General features: G+C 32.9%; 13 protein-coding genes and 1 riboswitch. Of the genes, 6 read left to right on the top strand and 7 right to left on the bottom strand.

Annotated features, from left to right (window positions below; translation table 11 throughout):
* Positions 1-27 precede the first annotated feature (27 nt).
* Positions 28-1,368, top strand: a complete 1,341-nt coding sequence (locus ACXAHM_RS01625; RefSeq protein ID WP_474958646.1) for an NfeD family protein — start codon at positions 28-30, stop codon at positions 1,366-1,368.
* A gap of 4 nt (positions 1,369-1,372) precedes the next feature.
* On the opposite strand, the gene ACXAHM_RS01620 is transcribed toward ACXAHM_RS01625, so the two are convergent.
* Positions 1,373-2,665 carry an MFS transporter gene (locus ACXAHM_RS01620; protein ID WP_474958645.1) on the bottom strand — a complete coding sequence of 431 codons (1,293 nt, stop codon included), beginning with the start codon at positions 2,663-2,665 and terminating at the stop codon, positions 1,373-1,375.
* Positions 2,666-3,009: 344 nt separating this feature from the next.
* Here ACXAHM_RS01620 and ACXAHM_RS01615 point away from each other — a divergent pair, with 344 nt between their 5' ends.
* Both ACXAHM_RS01615 and ACXAHM_RS01610 read left to right on the top strand, forming a co-directional pair.
* Positions 3,010-4,560: a mechanosensitive ion channel family protein gene (locus ACXAHM_RS01615; RefSeq protein ID WP_474958644.1), complete on the top strand. Its 1,551-nt coding sequence runs from the start codon at positions 3,010-3,012 to the stop codon at positions 4,558-4,560.
* Between the two features lie 199 nt (positions 4,561-4,759).
* Positions 4,760-5,722: a helix-turn-helix transcriptional regulator gene (locus ACXAHM_RS01610; protein ID WP_474958643.1), complete on the top strand. Its 963-nt coding sequence runs from the start codon at positions 4,760-4,762 to the stop codon at positions 5,720-5,722.
* A 2-nt stretch (positions 5,723-5,724) separates the two neighbouring features.
* Here the strand turns inward: ACXAHM_RS01610 and ACXAHM_RS01605 are convergent, their stop codons facing one another.
* The gene (locus ACXAHM_RS01605; protein WP_474958642.1) at positions 5,725-6,957 is read right to left on the bottom strand and encodes an ABC transporter permease; all 1,233 of its coding nucleotides are present in this window, start codon (positions 6,955-6,957) and stop codon (positions 5,725-5,727) included.
* Positions 6,958-7,233: 276 nt separating this feature from the next.
* Between ACXAHM_RS01605 and ACXAHM_RS01600 the strand changes: the two genes are divergently transcribed.
* Complete coding sequence (locus tag ACXAHM_RS01600) at positions 7,234-8,493, top strand: asparagine synthetase B (protein WP_474958641.1); 1,260 nt, start codon at positions 7,234-7,236, stop codon at positions 8,491-8,493.
* Positions 8,494-8,554: 61 nt separating this feature from the next.
* Here the strand turns inward: ACXAHM_RS01600 and ACXAHM_RS01595 are convergent, their stop codons facing one another.
* From ACXAHM_RS01595 to ACXAHM_RS01575, 5 genes are all read right to left on the bottom strand, one after another.
* On the bottom strand, positions 8,555-10,996 hold the full coding sequence (locus ACXAHM_RS01595) for a DUF5686 family protein (RefSeq protein WP_474958640.1): 2,442 nt from the start codon (positions 10,994-10,996) through the stop codon (positions 8,555-8,557).
* Entirely contained in the window at positions 10,997-12,457 is a 1,461-nt protein-coding gene (locus ACXAHM_RS01590; protein WP_474958639.1) for a M20 family peptidase, read from the bottom strand.
* 78 nt (positions 12,458-12,535) lie between these two features.
* Positions 12,536-13,819 carry a sensor histidine kinase gene (locus ACXAHM_RS01585; RefSeq protein WP_474958638.1) on the bottom strand — a complete coding sequence of 428 codons (1,284 nt, stop codon included), beginning with the start codon at positions 13,817-13,819 and terminating at the stop codon, positions 12,536-12,538.
* A gap of 14 nt (positions 13,820-13,833) precedes the next feature.
* Entirely contained in the window at positions 13,834-14,514 is a 681-nt protein-coding gene (locus ACXAHM_RS01580; RefSeq protein WP_474958637.1) for a response regulator transcription factor, read from the bottom strand.
* Between the two features lie 67 nt (positions 14,515-14,581).
* Positions 14,582-17,026, bottom strand: a complete 2,445-nt coding sequence (locus ACXAHM_RS01575; RefSeq protein WP_474958636.1) for a TonB-dependent receptor — start codon at positions 17,024-17,026, stop codon at positions 14,582-14,584.
* Between the two features lie 174 nt (positions 17,027-17,200).
* Positions 17,201-17,310: riboswitch (SAM riboswitch) on the top strand.
* Between the two features lie 94 nt (positions 17,311-17,404).
* Between ACXAHM_RS01575 and ACXAHM_RS01570 the strand changes: the two genes are divergently transcribed.
* On the top strand, positions 17,405-18,061 hold the full coding sequence (locus tag ACXAHM_RS01570; protein ID WP_474958635.1) for a hypothetical protein: 657 nt from the start codon (positions 17,405-17,407) through the stop codon (positions 18,059-18,061).
* A 15-nt stretch (positions 18,062-18,076) separates the two neighbouring features.
* On the top strand, positions 18,077-19,360 hold the full coding sequence (gene metK / locus ACXAHM_RS01565; protein WP_474958634.1) for a methionine adenosyltransferase: 1,284 nt from the start codon (positions 18,077-18,079) through the stop codon (positions 19,358-19,360).
* Positions 19,361-19,414: the final 54 nt, after the last annotated feature.

The following is a 19,414-nucleotide window of genomic DNA, read 5'->3' as shown; positions in this document are numbered from 1 at the left end:
ATTGCTATCAAAATAAACTTTCAAGAAATGAAAAAATCGATATATATCCTCTTTTTACTTTTTTATAGTCTTACTAGTTTTGGAGACGAAAAAGAGCCTATTGTATATGTCTTTGATCTTAAAGCAGAAATAGACCCTAGGACATCTAGACATGTAGAAAATGCATTGGCTGAAGCTACAGAAAAAAATGCTGATTATGTCATCATTGATATGGATACCTATGGAGGAGCTGTAGATGATGCTGACCATATTCGCCAATTAGTATTGGACTATCCTAAACCTGTTTATGTGTATATCAATAAAAATGCTGCGAGTGCAGGTGCTTTGATTTCAATAGCTTGTGATTCAATTTATATGGATCAAGGAGCAAATATTGGAGCCGCAACAGTTGTGTTAGGCGGTACAGGTGAAAAAGCTCCAGATAAATATCAATCTTATATGCGTTCTATGATGCGTTCGACAGCTGAAGCGAATCATAGAGATCCTAAAATAGCAGAAGCTATGGTGGATCAAGATTTGGTTATAGAAGGTATTTCTAAAGAAGGTGAAGTTATCACTTTTACTACCGATGAGGCAATAAAAAATGGATACTGTGAAGCAGAAGTAACTTCGATAGCAGATATCATTAAACGTAATAATATTAATAGTTATACATTAAAGAGATACCAACCTACTGTCACAGAGGATATCATTAATTTCTTTTTAAACCCTTTTGTCAGTGGCATTCTGATACTAATTATTTTGGGAGGCATCTTCTTTGAATTACAGTCTCCTGGTATTGGTTTTCCTATAGCAGCAGCAATTATTGCAGGTATATTGTATTTAGTTCCTTATTATTTAAATGGAATGGCGGCCAATTGGGAATTACTTGTGATAGCTGTTGGTTTAGCATTCATCTTACTTGAAGTATTTGTGGTTCCTGGTTTTGGTATTACAGGAATTGCTGGTATTACCCTTACTACAGGTGGTTTGATTTTAGTGATGTTAAGTAATGACTTTTTAGACTTCACTTTTGTACCAAGTGTTAAAATAGCAACCGCATTAATCAGTGTTACTTCTGCTGTATTAGTTGGTGGAGGAACTGTATTCTTATTTGGACACAAATTAATTGGCAGCCCAATAATGAAAGGCGTTGTTTTAGATGATGACATGACTTCAACCAAAGGTTATACTGCTGATTTCTTAGTTACTTCACATATTGGAGCAACTGGGATTACACATACTGTTTTAAGACCTGCCGGTAAAATTAAAATTGAAGATGAAATTTTCGATGCTACTTCAGAAGGTGATTTCATTGGAAAAGATACCCCTATAGAAGTGATTGAACAAAATGGCTCCTCTTTAAAAGTTAGAGCCATAACGGTTTAAAATATTAATTCATCACTTTATGTTTGTGTTTTCTCTGGCTTGATTTCAATACGAGATGCAAGTACACTTTTGACATCCAAATGGATAAAAAGTACAAGATTAAAAGACTAAAACTTAAAGTGATGATCCCTTCTCCTACTCCCAATTTATCTATTAGTACACCAAATATCAATGTGAATGTTGCCGAGAATAGTGCCTTTACAAAAGCATTAAAAGATAATAATGTGGACAATAATTTTGAGGGTGTTTCATCTGCTATACATGTATTGATTAATGGGAAACGTACTGTATCAATCCAATAAATAAAGGCATACAAAAGAATAGCCATCCAGAAATTACTTTCTATATAAAACATTCCTGATAAAACTCCTAAGCATAATCCAGTTACTAAAGAAACCTCTAAAACTAATTTTTCAGACCCTATAGCTTTTCTTATTTTTTCAGCATTTCTTGAAGCAAAAGTGGAGATGATAAAAATTATCGAAAGTATCGTACCCACGACAATTCCAACTTTAGGACTATCCGCATTTGTTGTTTTTAAAAATGCAAAACTGATGGCCAATGTAGCTACTACGGGTTGCATAAAATCTTTAATCGATTCTAAGAATGAAGCATGCAAATTAGCATTACCGATTATTCTTAATAAAGAAGGCTTTTTTAAAATTAATAAAAGTTCTTTCCCTAAATTTTCAAATGGATACTTCGATAAGACCTGACTTTTATCTCTATCTAATTCATCTGGATATGATCTTATTATAAATACATTAATTACATAAGGAATTACCGATAATATAAAAATGATGCGGTAGGAATGTGTGAAATAAACGATAATACCACCAAGAATTGAAGATATAGCCATACCAAATTGTCCCCAACCTCTGACATCTCCATAATATTCCGTCTTATCACTTAACCAGCCTTTTTGTTCTAAATAAGTAATCAATATAGCTTCATTCGTTCCAATTCTGAACGTCTCTCCTATGCCAAAGAGTATGAACCCTATACATAGGTATAAGAAATGTGGTAAGGCAAAAAAGATAATAAATGAAGCAATATAGGCTGAATATGCTAGGATTAATATTTTCTTTCGGCCTATAATATCAGCCAAAAAGCCTGAGGGTATTTCTAATAATGTTGATACCAGTTTTTTGATACAATAAAGTACGCCAATTTTTGTAAAACTGATATCTAAGCTTGTAAGGTAAAGTATAATGAAAGGATCAAAGAATCTTAAACTTCGAAATAGATTATACCATACAAACTTATAGTACATTCTGTCTTTCGAAAAGATGTGCATTGCGAATTTTTGTCTATAGTGTATATATAAGGTATAACTCATTGAACGACAGCTGCACACGAATAAATATATAGAATTTCACTATAACTATATAAAATTTGATTACTAAATTCTAGTAAAAGGATTTTGTAAGATGATAATCAAAAAATATATAATTGAATGAAAACAATCTCGTTCTTTAAAGTATTATCAGCTCGAAATGAGCTACATACAACCGAACTTAAACCTGAATTAAGGACATATATAATCCTTGCTATACAATTATGGTCAACACAATTATCACAAAAACAAATAAGATTTTAATTCTCATATTATTAATAGTATTTAAAATCTCATTGCCAATCATGGCCGAAGTTCAAAAGGAACTATCTAGTTATCCTCAGGATCATACATTTTATGAATTTAATGTTTATCATGGTGTAGAATACTCATTGAGTTCACCATATCACACTATTCATACCCAAATTTCTAATTTAGACGAAGACACCTATCATCCTGAAGTCGCTAGTAAAGTATTTCCTAATCTAGAACTTACAGAAAAAGAAAAAGAAGACTTAGCTATAAAACTAAAACTTGTGCTATTTAAGAATGGAATTTATCTGGATACAGATGATTTTCCTTTGCAAAAGGATTTTATTGATCCTAAAACTAAAACCAATAGATATTTCATAAGTTCAAAATTACCCAGTATTTATTTAGAAAAACAAGAGAATGGTGATTGGCTCTATTCTGTATACTCTACGGAAAAAATCAATGATTTATTTAATAAGAGCTACCCTTCTATTATAAGTAAAATTATATTCAAATCTACCTCAGTAAGACAGTTGTCAAAACCTTACTTTGGATTGAAAAGTTGGCAATGGCTGATGATCATCTCTTTGATTGCCATTAGTTATTTATTTTATAAACTTTCCATTTGGGTAACAAATAGGTTTTTAAAACACTTTTTTAATAAGCTTTCTAAGGATGAATTAAATTCTATGATTTTTCCAAAGTTGAGATTACCTATAGCAATTATTATTATTTCACTTCTTTGGTATAATTTCATACCATTTATTTTACTTTCTGAGCATTTGACTTTCGTTATAATGACAGGAGCAAAACTATTAAGTTGCTTATTTTTCATCTCTTTCCTTTACCATATAGCAGATTTAATTATCCTTAGAATTGGATTGTATAGTAATAAAAAATCAACTTCTTTAGATGCTAACCTTTTACCCATAATTGGGGTTAGTTTTAGAATTATTTTCATCGTAGTTGGTATATTATTTAGCTTGAGTATTTTTGGATTTGACATATCACACTTGGTTACAGGTATATCATTTGGTGGTGTTGCTTTAGCATTTGCAGCTCAAGATACGGTGAAAAACTTCTTTGGTTCTTTAATGATATTCGCTGATAAACCTTTTAAAGTAGGAGATTGGGTATCGATTAATGGTCAAGAAGGTGTTGTGGAAGAAATTGGATTTAGAACTACAAGAATTAGAACGTTTGCCAATTCCCTACTCAATATTCCAAACGGTACAATGGTCAACAGTAATATTGACAACATTGAAAAAAGAAAATATAGAAGATATAAAACGGTCCTTTCTCTTCCTTATAATACACCTCCAGAGAAGATTGAAGAGTTTATCAATAGAATAAAAGTGATGGTTACTAGTAATCCGAAAATACGTCAAGATCTTTATGAAGTAAGATTAAACAACTTTTCTACAGCATCATTAGATGTATTGTTATATATCTTTTTTGTGACTAGAAGTTGGGATGAAGAGCTTCACTTAAGAGAACAAATAATGTTTGATATATTAAATATGGCACAAGAGATTGGAGTTGAATTTGCTTTCCCAACTCAAACGGTGTATTTAAAAAATGATAATCAAAACCTGATAGGATAAGAAAGTATTTTATAGTGACTTAGTAAAAAAAGATAGAACTCTGGTAAAAAAAGATGATTGAAACAGTCATTATCTAAATAAGTGTAAAAATACACGTTTCACAATCAAAAATCGATGATTATAGATCAAATTAAAGAATTCTACACTTGTTTAAATTTCGTTAAAACATTGACAACCAAAACGAAATAATAACTTCAAAATGAAACCACTATCATTATCACAAATATTAAATTTTTGGGCAGACTTATTAAATGGACAACTAAAAAGTAACACTGTGACTTTCAATAACGAAAATGGAAGAGGAGAGATCAGTGGATTTAATTGTAATGATCATTTAATAGTTGCTAGATTAAATTTAAATTTAAAACAACAAAAAATTGTTCAAAGAGAAGCTTTGGATAATAAAGATTATGTCACTTTCTTCTTAGGAGACCCAATTGATGTTAAGTTTTTAAATAAAGATGTAGATCAACAATTCAAATTTGATTCTTTAGGAATCTTTACCATAAGAACTAATCAAGCATTAGAATGGAAATTTAAAGCTTCCGAAAATATGAAATTATTGATGATTAGAATCAGACGTGATTATTTATATCAATATATCACAATGTCACCAGTTCTAATGAATTTATTTTCTATGGACAAGTCATTCTATCATTTTGAAGCTTTCGTTCCTAAGTTAAAACAAGTTTTCAATGAATTTTATGAAGTAGATAAAGAAGATATTTTTGCAGATAAACATATCGCTTTATTAAGTGATTATTTCATGACTTTATTTTTCAAAAGAATGATCGATAAAGAAGGAATGAAAAAAGATAATCATTTTGACCTCAATACTGAACCTATTTATAAAGCAAAACAAATTCTTGAGAATACGACACATAAGCCCATATCTATGGATCATTTGTCAGAAGAATGTGGCTTAAGTGAAAGTAGATTAAGAGTTTTATTTAAGACTGTTTTTGGTTTGACAATTCATCAATACCATCAAGAAATAAGACTTTCTAAAGCACAAGATTTATTATTACAAGGAGATAAAACATTGTCAATGATTGCTATGGACCTAGGCTATTCAAGTGGGTCTCATTTCTCAATGGTTTTCAAAAAACAATTTAATATTACTCCCAAAGAATTTAAAAATCAAAGGCTAATACGTGCTTAAAATTATTCAAATCGTAATGATTCTATAGGGTCTAAACGTGCAGCTTTACTTGCAGGAAAAAAGCCAGATAGAACACCTACTATTACACACACGAACATAGATATAACCATCCATACCCAAGGTACAACGTAAGTATCGGATTCTAGTACCATAGCGACTACATTTCCGATTCCAGCACCAATGACAGCACCTACAGCTCCTCCGATCAAACAGATGAAGATTGCTTCTAATAAAAACTGTTGACGGATAGCTTTAGGTGTTGCACCCATTGCCTTACGTATACCAATTTCTCGAGTTCGTTCAGTCACAGATACCATCATGATATTCATTAATCCAATTGAAGCACCAAGTAGAGTAACCAATGCGATGGCTACACCACCAATTCTAAGCGTTATAGTCATTAAATCAAATTCAGAGTTTAAAGAATCTGATCGTCTTATTTCAAAAGAATCTGGTTTTCCTAATTGATCTTTTCTGATTGTTCTTAATACCCCTCTTGCTTCTCCCATGGCATAATCAATACCTCTTGGGTCAGTCGTATTTACAGTGGCGACATAATTAAGTGTTCGTGTAGTCGCAAATTTATTCGCATTGACTAATGGAATAAATACTTGTCTATCCGCGTCACCTTCACCAATTCCTCCTTTCTTTTCAAGTAAGCCGATTACTCTGTATTTCTTTCCATAAAAACCGATTGTTTTATCAATTGCCTCTTCATTTTTATTGAATAAAGCATCAAAAACATCTTGAGCGATTACAGCAACATTTTGTCCTTGTGCTAATTCAATAGATGAAAAAGATCTACCCTTACTGATATTATAACCATTGTTTTTTAGATAAGCATCATCAACCCCAACTACTGCGTAATTTGGTGTAGTTTTCTTAGAAAGTCTTTTAATTTCCACATTTCCAGAGATTGTCGTATTGACGCTCACCTTTCCTTCTACAGGTAATAATTTCTTGAATTTTTTAATTTCTTCGTAGGTAATGGGATTCTTTTTTGAAACTTTCCTTCCAAAAGCACCTCTTCTTCTTGTTAAATCATTGATTGTAAAATTATTTACGCCCAAATCTGACATTCCATCATTAATGGAACCTTGAACAGCATCTATCGCTGTCATAATGCCTACAAGTGACATAATTCCTATTGCAATCATAGCTGATGTTAGAAAAGTCCTAAGTTTGTTCGCTTTGACTGAAGATATTGCTTCTAAAAGGTATGTTAGTATATACATGCTTGAATTGATGATTCTAAAAATAATACAATCTTATCCCCTTCATTTTTCTTTAAAAAAAAGGAAAACTTTACAATGTAATATTTCTCTTGAAAAGTGAGATTTCTAGACAAATATACATTAAAAAGTATTGTAACTTAAATATAGATTAAAAGTTCCGCATTACTTAAACATTTCTGTTAAACGATTGTTGGAATTTTATTAACCTTTTTACAATTCCAAGGCAACTTTTTTTATAAAGGTTGCGAGCCTAACTATTTAACTTAACAATTACATATGAAATTGTTCTATACTATTAGCCTGATATTATTAACCCATTTTAATGCTTTGGGGAATTACATTCTGATACCTATGGATCATAGTCAGAGTAATCACCTCAAGGCGTATGGGATGACTTTCTGGGTTTTGGGACAAGAACAAGAGACTGAGTGGCTACTAAACTATCGTGGTGGAAGTTTTTTATTTAAAAATTCTACAAATTTTGAACAAGAATTAGTGATACGTGGTGTTAGTTATGATGTCATCTCTAATGCTCAAGCTCTCCAAATCAAAGAAGAAATCTCACATCCAGAATCCAATATGGATGTCATGCGTTTAGATGCTGTTCCTAGAATAGCCGTTTATTCTCCTCCTTCTAAACAACCTTGGGATGATGCTGTAACTTTGGTACTTACGTATGCTGAAATCCCCTATGATGTCATTTTTGATGACGAAGTAATGGCCGATTTATTACCTAAATATGATTGGCTTCATCTACATCATGAAGATTTCACAGGACAATATGGTAAATTTTATGCGACATATGGACGTGAAGATTGGTATATCGAAGCACAAAGACAATTTGAGGAATCTGCCAAAAGACATGGATTTGAAAAAGTATCTCAATTGAAAGCTGGAGTAGTAAAGAAAATCAGAGATTTCTGTGCAGGTGGTGGTTTCTTATTTGCCATGTGTTCTGCTACAGATACTTATGATATTGCTCTTGCAGCTGATGGTGTAGATATATGTGACTATATGTATGATGGTGATGGTATTGATTCAAATGTACATGATCACCTAAATTATGATAATACTTTTGCATTTACTGGATTCAAATTAAAACTTGATCCTTATCAATATGAATATTCTGAAATTGATAATCAATCCTATGAAAGAGGATTAAGAGAAGAAAATGACTTTTTTGAATTATTTGCCTTTTCTGCTAAATGGGACCCAGTTCCTACAATGTTGACACAAAACCATGAACGTCAGATTAAAGGTTTTATGGGACAAACTACTGCTTTTAAAAAGAAATTAATTAAAAGTGATGTTATTATCCTAGGACAAGCAGAATCTGCAAAGGAAGCAAGATATATTCATGGAACTTTTGGTAAAGGTACATGGACATTTTATGGAGGACACGATCCTGAAGATTATAGACACTTTGTAGGTGAGGAACCTACCGACCTAAATCTTCACCCTAATTCACCCGGCTACAGATTGATATTGAATAATATCTTATTCCCTGCCGCTAAGAAAAAGAAACAAAAAACTTGATCAATACACACACATAACTACTTTCGGCCATTCTATCTACGTAGAGTGGCCTTTTTTAGGTTTAAATCTCAGGTGTCACAGCGAACATAATCCCATATTTTCTTGTAGCGTTTTCTTGATAAGTCGCTCTATACAAAAACATCACTTTGACCATTCTAAATATATTTTCTACACCACCTCCTACTTCTACATAAGGCGTAGAAGCATCCAAGCTACCAAAGCCTTCCTGTTCTGTATCCCATGGATTAACATTGGCTTCTTGATTTTCGGCTGAAACAGATCCCCACAAAACATTAGCGATAGCAAACGTTTTCACGTTCATTTTTTTGATCATAGGAATACGGTTGAGTAACAAACCATCGAAATGATGAAAGAGTCGAATACTTGCATATTTATCACTCATGAATTCACCAAAATCCATTAAATTATAACTTGAAGCATTGTAGATGTACCTTATATTATTTCCTTGATGTACGAATAATAATGGAAAAGGAACTGTTGAAGGAGACCAACCTGAAGATAATCTATAATCCATACGTCCCAAAGCTCCCATTTTAAATCGATGATTCATATCAAATTCAAGTTTATGATAACTTGCTGTAGCATTGAATGCATCTGGTAAACCTCTTTTATATGTCAATGAAATAGTAGGTAATTTTCCACTTGCCGCTACATACCTATTCAAATGACGACTTGAAACATACCTTTTTCCAAAATCAAAAATTATTGATCCCGAAATCTCAGAAGTAGTGATTTGATCAAAAACCAGTGTATCCGTTAAAGCCGTTTCAAAATAATTTTCATCCTTATATGTAAAACTTCCTCTTAACTGTACTCCTTCGGCGATATATGAATTGGCAGAAACTCTTACTTCATCCAAATAATAAGGATTGGCATAATCTCCCCAAGATTGAGAGATCCAAAAGAAAGGATCTTGACCTGGATACGTGATCCCTGCCCCTAGTCGTTGTAGTGAATGTTGTGCTCTTGCATAAATATAAGTCCAACTATCATGATTCAAGATATACTTACCCATTAGTCCCCATTTCCATTCTTTGTCACCCGTACCATAAGCTGCATATCCACCTGTAACAAAATTGGGGTTTAATTGTGTATTGGTTATTCCCCCTGCCTGAAAACGATTTTCTTCAACATTGTTTCTTGCATACAAAACGGTAAGTGGTCCAAAATCAAAACCTCCCATTCTATAATAACCCGTCACACCCATATCAATTAATTTCGCAGTAGCTTTTACAGAAGGCATCTGTTTTACCGTATCTAACATGGCAAAAACAACGGTATCTGGTTCAGAAATTTCAAGCAATTTATCCTCAGATGCGAAAGAGTTTTCTGTTGAAATATCCACCAAAAATTTTGTCCAATCTTTATTTAATTTCCCTCCAACCCAAAGTTTTAGATTTTGATGATAAGGAAACCAAATGTTAGAGGTATCTAATGGAGCTAATTTTTGATCTACAGCAATACTATCAATGAAATTAATCGGAGAATCTCTACCTATTTCGGCTTTCACTTTTTTAATCGCAAAGCCTTTCTTTTCATCTGTAATCCATAATGTCCCACCAAAGGTCATGTCTTTATCCCTTCTAGGAATATAATTAATACGATAGCACCAATCTCCATCCACTTTTTCATAAGTGACCAATTCGTAATCGTAATAATTTTTAAAAGTTGGATTTAAAGGAGATGAAAAATCTTTAGCAAGGAAACGTAACCATTGTTGATAAAAATTGATGGTCGTTTTTTCATTATCAAGACCTTGCTTGAATTGATTTTCAAACTCAGGTCCAAGAAATACTTCTTTGTAATAACTTTGTTCTCTTTCTTCAGCCCTTCTTCCTGCATCATAATGTACTGTTTGCTTGGAAGAAGATGAATAAACAGGAATATCAGGAAATCCTTTTGCATTAGTCGGCAAAGAATCGATTTCTTGCATTCTCTTAATTGCCTCCTTTATTAAGCGGCGATTATTAAAATCTTCATGGGTATCTGTAATATAAATATTAGTCCTTATTGCAGAATTATAAGAAAAATCCTCATTCCCTTGATAATTGTGAGCATTAGCATTTTTCATCGCCAAGCGAATGATTTCCCAAGCAGGATTTTCATACCCTCTCCTACCCACAACAACTTCTTCTAATTCAGTTACTTCTTTAGGCAAAAAGATGACATTTTCATTTGTACGCAGCAAAGTATCTGCAACAATAGAGATTGATTTATACCCTAAACAACTTAAATGAATACTATCACCTTTATGAACATTCTGTAAATCAAAATACCCTTTCTCTGTAGTGGATGTTCCTTGTGTAGATGAATTAATCAATAAATGTACATAACCTACAGGTTTCAATGTTGTCGCATCTAAAACTTTCCCTTTTACAGAATTATTCTGAGAAAATACAAGATTTGATACATGAATTAAAATTGTAAATAGTAAGGCTTGATAGCACCTAATTGATATAGTGTTTGGTATTAATTTGCTCACTTATTTTGAGTGGGTGGTATTTCTAATTAATTGTTTATAAAAACGTATTGCATTTTCGAATTCAACAACACCAATTCTCTCATTCTCTCCATGAAAAGTTTTAAGATTATCTTTATTTAAATGAAAGGGGCAAAAACGATAAATATTTGTAGATATCTCTGAAAAATACCTTGAATCTGATGCTGCAATCATTATGTAAGGAGATACAACAATATCACCAAAAATCTCTTTGATTGATTGATCTAATGCAATATAAGAAGGTTCTTTGGGATCAGAGACAATTGCTGCTTCTAATTTATTCAAAATCTTGAAATGTACTTTTTCGTTGTTTACTTTTTCTTTGATAGATTCAAATACATAGTCAATAGTTTCTCCTGGAAGAATTCTAATATTAATCACTGCATGTGCTTTTTTAGGAAGCACATTACTTTTTAGACCTGCTTTTAAAATTGTTGGAGCAACTGTAGTTCTTACCAAAGCATTTGATGATGGTGCTTTTTCATACACATTCATAAGCACTGGCTCTAATAAATCCGAGTTGGCAAATACCGTCTTTAAGGCGAAAGGCATTTCAGGTCCAACATACTCTATGAAATCCTGTAAAGGAGGTGATATATAAGAGGGAAAAGGTTGATCAACTATATTACTCACTGCTTTTGACAAAACACCAATAGCATTTTCACTCTTTGGCATTGAGGCATGGCCTCCTTCAATATCTGTGGATAATTCTATCGTCAAATATCCTTTTTCTGTTGTACCAATTAAAGCAACATCTTTTTGCATACCTGGTACTAATCCTTGTGTAATATAGCCTCCTTCATCAAGCACAAATTCAGCTTCAACACCTTTTTGTTTTAGATAATGTGCTACAGCACTCGCACCTTTTAAGCCCATGATTTCTTCATCATGACCAAAAGATAGATAAATGCTTCTTTCGGGTTGGTAACCTGACTCCATAAGAGCATTAACAGCTTCCATAATACCTATTACACCAATCTTATCATCAATAGCTCCTCTTCCCCAAATGACGCCATCCACTATTTTGCCACTAAAAGGAGGTTGTTGCCACTCTTTCAGGTTTTCCTCTAAAGCAGGTACAACATCATAATGTGACATTAGAACAATAGGTCTTAGAGCAGGCTGACTACCTTTCCATTTAATTAAAAAAGTATAATTACTAAATAAATGATGTTCTGTTTGCTCAAATACCTTAGGATAGGTATTAAATAAATAGGATTTAAAAGCATTAAAAGCACTCGAATCTATTAATGCTGGGTCATCATAAGAAATCGTTTTAATTTGGATTGCTTCGGATAAATGAACTTTAGCGGAGTCATTTACCTCTTCTTTATCTACTTGAGAAACAGATGATTGTTTTGATTCAAAAAAGAATAAGTTTCCAAGTATATAAAGAACTGCAATTGCAATTGTTCCAAAAATAATTCCGATGAGGCGTCTCATATGAAAAAGTAAGTTTGAGATGTAAAGCTATTATCATATTTAAATTAAAAAGACTTCTTTACTACTCCAAAATTTGTATTACTTTTTCTCCTTAATTGTAAAAATATGTTGTTCACGTTTGTATTCGTATTGAATATCTAACCCTGATACTTTACATATTTTACTAACTAATGCTAAACCTAAACCTAGAGATTGACTAGAAGTAGATCCTTTTACAAAACGTTTAAAAATTTGATCTTCAGCAATAGAAAGTGGTATACCATAATTGCTAATTGTAAATTCTTCTTCCGTAGTTGAGATCTTTATGGCTCCTTTTGATTCTCCATATCGGATAGCATTCTTAAGAAGATTTTTAAGGATAATATCGAAAAGATATGGGTCGATTTTAAATTCATGAAGTTCATTTAAACTCTTATGAATACTTAAATCCTTTAACTGAGCCAATTCTTCTACAGCTTCAATCTGCCCTTCAATTACTTCTTTGGTTTGGATAGTTTTTACATCTGTAAATTCTCCGTTCTCAATTTTAGTAATCAAGTTCAATGTTGAGCCAATTTTAGAAATATGATTGGCTTCATCATATATCGTTTTGATAATTCTAGCATCTTCTTCCTCTAACTTTTCAGAAATCATTAAAGCTTCTGCTTTGTTTCTGATAATCGCTAGTGGGGTTTGCATTTCATGAGCAATATCTTCTGTATATTCTTTGAGGTGATTATAATCCGTATCAATTCGTTGTACCATTTTGTTAAACAGTTCCTGTAATTCAACAAATTCAGTAGTTCGCGTAGGAACTTCTTCTATTTTATGATCACCGCCTACTTTATAGCGTTGCATCTGTTCAAGGATACGTTTAAAAGATTGTAGAAAGTAACCTGATAAAAGAGCATTTGATACTACGATTAAAAGAATTAGTACGATAAATGATGGGATGATAAGTTCATAAATATCATCTCGGAAATAGTAGTAGTTTTGCACTTCCTTATGCATTTCTACTCTATATAACTTATCATTTGCTTCAATTAAAACAATTCTTTTACGGTGAATTAAATTACGTTCAATTTCATCATGATATACAGTAACATCCTCATTAACAGGATAGTCTTTAGCATTACAATTTTGAGAAACTTCTTGAATGAGATTGACTGTATTACCAATTAATGAATCAGGGTGAGTCCCTTTATTTAAGTAATATTTCACTCTTTTTTCCACCCAAGAAAACCTTCTATTTAAATCAGAATCAATGAATTCATCTGCCTCGCTTGTCAAAAATTTGGCATAAAAAAGAAATACCACAAATGTAAAAATGAGGTAGAAAAATGTAATTCTAGATAATAAATTAAAAGTCCTTTTCTTGGCCATTATAATACCGATAGTTAAACATTACTAGAGAACTTGTAGCCCATACCATACACTGATTTGATACGGTCTACACCTCCATTTTTCTGCAGTTTTTTTCTTAAGTTCTTTATATGAGAATAGATAAAATCAAAGCTGTCTGCCTGGTCAATATGATCTCCCCAAAGATGCTCTGCTATATTTTCTTTGGTCAACATTTTATCCTTATTATATAAGAAATAAATAAGGAGGTCATATTCTTTTTTTGTTAGTTCAATTGCATCACCATTAATAAAAACGGCTTTCGACAGAATATCAACTTTTAGTTCACCTAATTCAATAATATTACTGCCTTTAAATTTTTTACGTCTAAATAAAGAACGTACACGAGCGATTAATTCCGCCATATGAAATGGCTTCGTAATATAATCATCTGCCCCTAATTCCAATCCAAGTACTTTATCGTCAATGCTATCTCTAGCAGTAACGATAAGTACTCCTGAATTAGGATCTATTTCTTTAATGAGTTTGACCACCTCTAGCCCATTTCCATCCGGTAAACCGAGGTCTACCACTAGAATATCATATTGATATACTCCGATTTTTTCTTTGGCTAAAGTCAATGTATCTACATGCTCAATATTGATCTTTTGATCTTTGAGCGCTGTAGATACATCGTTGGCTAACTCTTTATTATCTTCAATTAATAATAACTTCATGCATCATTATTTATTTTGAAGGAAAGATAATCTAGATTCTTTAAGGTTCAAAAACCCTTAAGAATTTTTAGAATTCCATCATTCCTCCTCCGTCGCCACCACCTCTTCTTGAAGGCTTGAAGTTGTTTAATCTATACGTTAAAGTCGCTGTAAAAACATGTGGATATCTGAAATCTTCTGTGAAGTTATTGAATCCAGGACCTGAAGAGTAACTTTTACGTCTAGCTGTTCCTAAAACATCATTCATAGATGCAGTTAAAGTAAGTTTTTTCTTCAGTAAGTTTTGTTTTACTGCTGCAGTCATCATGAAGTAACCTTCATTTCTACCTTGTGCAGTTACAGTCTCTCCTGTGTATCTGTTGTTGATTTGAATTTGAGTATCTTTTGTAATTCTAAATGTGTTATTAAAACGGCTACTCCATGTTAGGTTTTGATTGTCAAAACTTTGCCCTTCTAACTCACCTTCTACTCTATAATCATATAAGTTACCCATTAAATCAATTGTCCACCATTTGAATGGTTGATAGTTGATCGATAATTCAGTACCTAATGCATAGTCATTACCCACATTTGCAAAAGTATGTAAGATTACATTTACATCTTCAGGATACACCGTTTGGATTCTTTCAATTTTGTTTTGCGTCATTCTATAATACGCATCAAATGAAATTGTCAAGTTATCTCCAATAGTTTTTAAGTATCCAAAATCAAATGAATCAATATTTTCTGGTAATAACGCAGGGTTACCCATTCTTACGTTGAAAGCATCTTGCCAAGTAACGAAAGGCTCTAAATAATAGCTACGAGGACGCTCAATTCTTCTTGAATAACTCAACATTAATTGATCATCTTGTGGTAAACTATACGAAAGGTGAATTGTTGGGAATAAGTTCCATTGATCCACTGGATAGTTTTGATCAGTTCCTTCAAGATTAATATCTCTACCAGTATATTCTGCTCTCAAACCACCTTGGTAACCTAATTTGCCAATTTTACCAGAATAGATACCATATATTGAATGAATCGTTTCTGTATAATTTGTTGTATAGCTAAGGTTTTGATTGAAATCATAATCACCTGTGATAAGGTTTAAAGTATCTACTTCGTTTATGTCTTGAGAAGTACTCCATCTTGTTTGCCATCCAGCTTCAATTTTTCCATTGACACCAACTGGCAATGTATAATCTAATTTCGCTCTAACTCTATGATATGGACCATACTCTTTAGATTGTTGTCCTGAAGTTGGAATTTCAGCACCTACAGGTACTAATTCATTTTTAGAACTTTCAGACATATCTCTTCCGCCATAATCTACCATAGCATCTAAAACATGACCTTTTTTATTAGAAAACTTATGTTGGTAAGCAAGGTTGGCATTATAATATAGGCCACCTCTTTCCCAATCTTCTTTAGAGACATAGCGGTACTCATTTACAGGAGCATCACTATCGCCAATTCTTTGATACTCATAAAAATCAGCATCCATTCCTCCGTACATCTTAAATTCACCTACTTTAGATGATACTTTTAAGAAGTCATTATCTGAAAGGTAGAATTCAACACCCGCTTGTGCACCAGAGATTTCAAAAGTACGCTCTCTGTCACCTTCTGAAACAATGTATGAAGTGGTATCTCCAATTTGAGTAACACGTTCAGAATTATAAGTACCTGGACCTGGACGTTTGTTGTAATTGGCCCCCACAAAGAAATTAAGTTTTTTACGTTTGAAGTTTAACAGGAAATCGCCACCAAGTCTACCATACATACCAGCGTTGGCATTGAAAACACCACTTACGCCTTCTAATTTATTTTTCTTGGTGATAATGTTGATAATGCCGGCAGTTCCGTCAGGGTCATATTTTGCCGACGGGTTGGTAATTAATTCAATATTTTCGATAGTTGATGCGGGTATTTGTTGTAATGCTTCTGAGGCATCCAATACTGATGGTCTACCATCAATTAGTACTGTAAATCCAGAACTACCTCTTAAACTTACATTTCCGTCTCCATCTACAGTGATAGAAGGAATATTTTCAAGAATATCTACTGCTGTACCAGACATAGCAGCAAATTGAGTTCCTACATTAACTACTTTTTTATCAATATCGTAGGTAACACTATTTTGCGTTCCTACTACCTCTACGGCATCAAGAACTTCAGCGTCAGTACTTAATTTAATAACCCCAAGATTTTTTTTCATATTGGGTTTTGCTAATGTAATGTTATCAATGATCGTCTTTTGAAAGCCGATGAAAGTAACTTCGACAGTATATGTTCCTTCTTCGATATTTTTCACAGTAAAAATACCATCTGTTGAAGTAACAGTACCGCCAATTAATGAATGGGTAGCTTGCTCAAAGATTGAAACTGTAGCATATTCTACAGCAACATTAGATTCTCCGTCAGTAACTTTTCCTGAAATTACACCTGGCTTAAGAGGGTCGTTTGCAAAAAGTGAGCTGATACAGAAAAACGATAGAAGCGTGATTAAAGTATAGGTTTTCTTAAACATGAATGGAAAGAATTTTAAGTTCATTGCAAACATATCTTTCAATTCTGTTTAAAATCTGTAGAAATCTGATTTTTCTAAAAAAAGTGGAAAATAGTTGTTACAACAATAAAGATTTGAAAAAGAATGGTAATAATATGTTGTCTTTATTCTCAAATTCCTATATTTGCATCCAATTACTTATCAAGAAAGATAGAGGGACTGGGCCCTATGATGTCTTAGCAACCTGCGCTCCACAAAGCAAGGTGCTAACTCCCAGCTCGAAGGTGTTCGGGAATAGATGAGTTTATCTCCTAAAAATAGACATACTGGCAATAGCTTCACGGCTGATTTTTCTGATGAGTTAAACTAAATTAATGATAACTGTATTTATAATTTAACTTGAAAATCAGAATACTAATCTTTATCTCTTCATTTTTCTTTACCAGTTGTTTTGAACTGCAGGAGACCTTGCAAGTTATGGCAGATGGAAAAGGAGATTATTCCTTTACTTTTGATTTTTCTGAAAGTAAAGCTATGATGGAGATTATTACTGCATACCGCACTACAGAGGGAGCTGCAATTTTTCAAGCGAGTAAATTCAAAGAACCTTTATCGTTAATTAGTAATGATCTCAATGGTATACCTGGAGTATATGATTGTAAAGAGATTGTGGATACCCTTAATTGGAAATTAGGGATGAAATTCGCTTTCGTTGATGTAAACGCATTAAACTCTGCTTTAAATAAAATTGACGGCAATGAAGAAGTGCAATATTTAAAAATGAAACGAAAGAAAGCTGAATGGACACAAAATATTAATTGGTTATCCATTCTTAATGCTAATATTCCACTATCTGAAGAAGCAAAAGATGCTTTTTCACTTTCAATAGATTCTGCTAAATACTATTTTGATTGGCAATTGAATAGAGAAATCAAGACGATAAAGTCTTTTGATATAGAGCAAATTGGCTCATCACAAGTATCTTATGAAGGTACTATTCCTAAAGGCGATGATTATGAATATATCACGCAATGGAATATTAAATTTAAAAAATAGAATAAATTAAAGATAATGACATATTTATTTACATCCGAGTCCGTTTCAGAGGGACATCCTGATAAAATAGCAGATCAAATTTCTGATTCTATACTTGATGCTATGCTAAAACAAGATCCTAAATCTCGCGTTGCTTGTGAGACAATGGTAACTACTGGTTTAGCTGTTATCGCTGGTGAGGTAACAACAAAAGCATATGTTGAGATTCCAGATATCGTAAGAGATACGATTGAGAAAATCGGTTATGATAAAGAAGATTATTCATTTGCTGCTCACTCATGTGGTGTTCAGGTGGCACTTCACAGCCAATCTCCTGATATTGCTCAAGGTGTAAACATTGGCGAAGGTGTAGATAAAGAACAAGGTGCAGGTGACCAAGGTATGATGTTTGGTTACGCGACAAAAGAGACAGAAGAGTTCATGCCAATGGCTTTAGCTTTTTCTCATGCACTTGTAAAAAAATTAGCTGACATCCGTAAGAATCACAATGATTTAATTGGTTACTTACGTCCAGATGCTAAAGCTCAAGTTACAATTGAATACGACGAAGACAATACTCCAAAAAGAGTACATACTATCGTAGTTTCAACACAACATGACGAATTCCCAGGTTTATCAGATGATGAGGCTTTAGCTCAAATTGCTAGAGATGTAAAAGAGCACGTAATCAGTGCTGTTATTCCAGCTGAATTAATCGATGCTGATACAATCTTCCACATCAATCCAACTGGTAAATTTGTAATTGGTGGTCCTCATGGTGATGCTGGTCTTACTGGTCGTAAAATTATCGTAGATACTTACGGTGGAAAAGGCGCTCACGGTGGTGGTGCTTTCTCAGGTAAAGATCCTTCTAAAGTAGATAGATCTGCGGCTTATGCTTCTAGACATATTGCTAAAAACTTAGTAGCTGCTGGTGTTGCAGATGAAGTATTAGTTCAAGTTGCTTACGCAATTGGTGTTTCCACTCCAGTTTCATTAAATGTAACAACTTATGGTACTGCCAATGTTGACAAGACAGATGCAGAGATCTCGAAAGTAGTTGAAGGTATTTTTGATATGCGTCCAAGTGCTATTGTTGAGCGTTTAGGGCTGACAAATCCTATCTTCCTTCCTACTGCAGCTTATGGTCATATGGGACAAGCTCCTTACACAGCTCCAGTCGAAATCAACAGAACTGAAGTAGTAGAGCAAGATGGTAAAAAAGTTACTACAGTAATTACAGAACAAAAAGATGTTGAGTTCTTCACTTGGGAAAAACTTGATTATGTAGAAAAAATCAAATCTGCATTTAATCTGTAATCTTTTTATAGGAAAAATTATTTTTTCTGAGTCCTTGTTGGTAGATTGACTAAC

The sequence above is a fragment of the Flammeovirga sp. AWQ4_249 genome (assembly GCF_056161045.1).
This window is presented reverse-complemented; position numbering and strand designations above follow the sequence as displayed.

Excerpts from the sequence above, each read along its gene's own strand:
- ACXAHM_RS01610 (WP_474958643.1), top strand. The coding sequence starts at position 4,760 with ATGAAACCACTATCATTATCACAAATATTAAATTTTTGGGCAGACTTA.
- ACXAHM_RS01575 (WP_474958636.1), bottom strand. The coding sequence starts at position 17,026 with ATGTTTAAGAAAACCTATACTTTAATCACGCTTCTATCGTTTTTCTGT.
- ACXAHM_RS01620 (WP_474958645.1), bottom strand. The coding sequence starts at position 2,665 with ATGCACATCTTTTCGAAAGACAGAATGTACTATAAGTTTGTATGGTAT.
- ACXAHM_RS01590 (WP_474958639.1), bottom strand. The coding sequence starts at position 12,457 with ATGAGACGCCTCATCGGAATTATTTTTGGAACAATTGCAATTGCAGTT.
- ACXAHM_RS01585 (WP_474958638.1), bottom strand. The coding sequence starts at position 13,819 with ATGGCCAAGAAAAGGACTTTTAATTTATTATCTAGAATTACATTTTTC.
- ACXAHM_RS01600 (WP_474958641.1), top strand. The coding sequence starts at position 7,234 with ATGAAATTGTTCTATACTATTAGCCTGATATTATTAACCCATTTTAAT.
- ACXAHM_RS01580 (WP_474958637.1), bottom strand. The coding sequence starts at position 14,514 with ATGAAGTTATTATTAATTGAAGATAATAAAGAGTTAGCCAACGATGTA.
- metK (WP_474958634.1), top strand. The coding sequence starts at position 18,077 with ATGACATATTTATTTACATCCGAGTCCGTTTCAGAGGGACATCCTGAT.
- ACXAHM_RS01615 (WP_474958644.1), top strand. The coding sequence starts at position 3,010 with ATGGCCGAAGTTCAAAAGGAACTATCTAGTTATCCTCAGGATCATACA.
- ACXAHM_RS01625 (WP_474958646.1), top strand. The coding sequence starts at position 28 with ATGAAAAAATCGATATATATCCTCTTTTTACTTTTTTATAGTCTTACT.
- ACXAHM_RS01605 (WP_474958642.1), bottom strand. The coding sequence starts at position 6,957 with ATGTATATACTAACATACCTTTTAGAAGCAATATCTTCAGTCAAAGCG.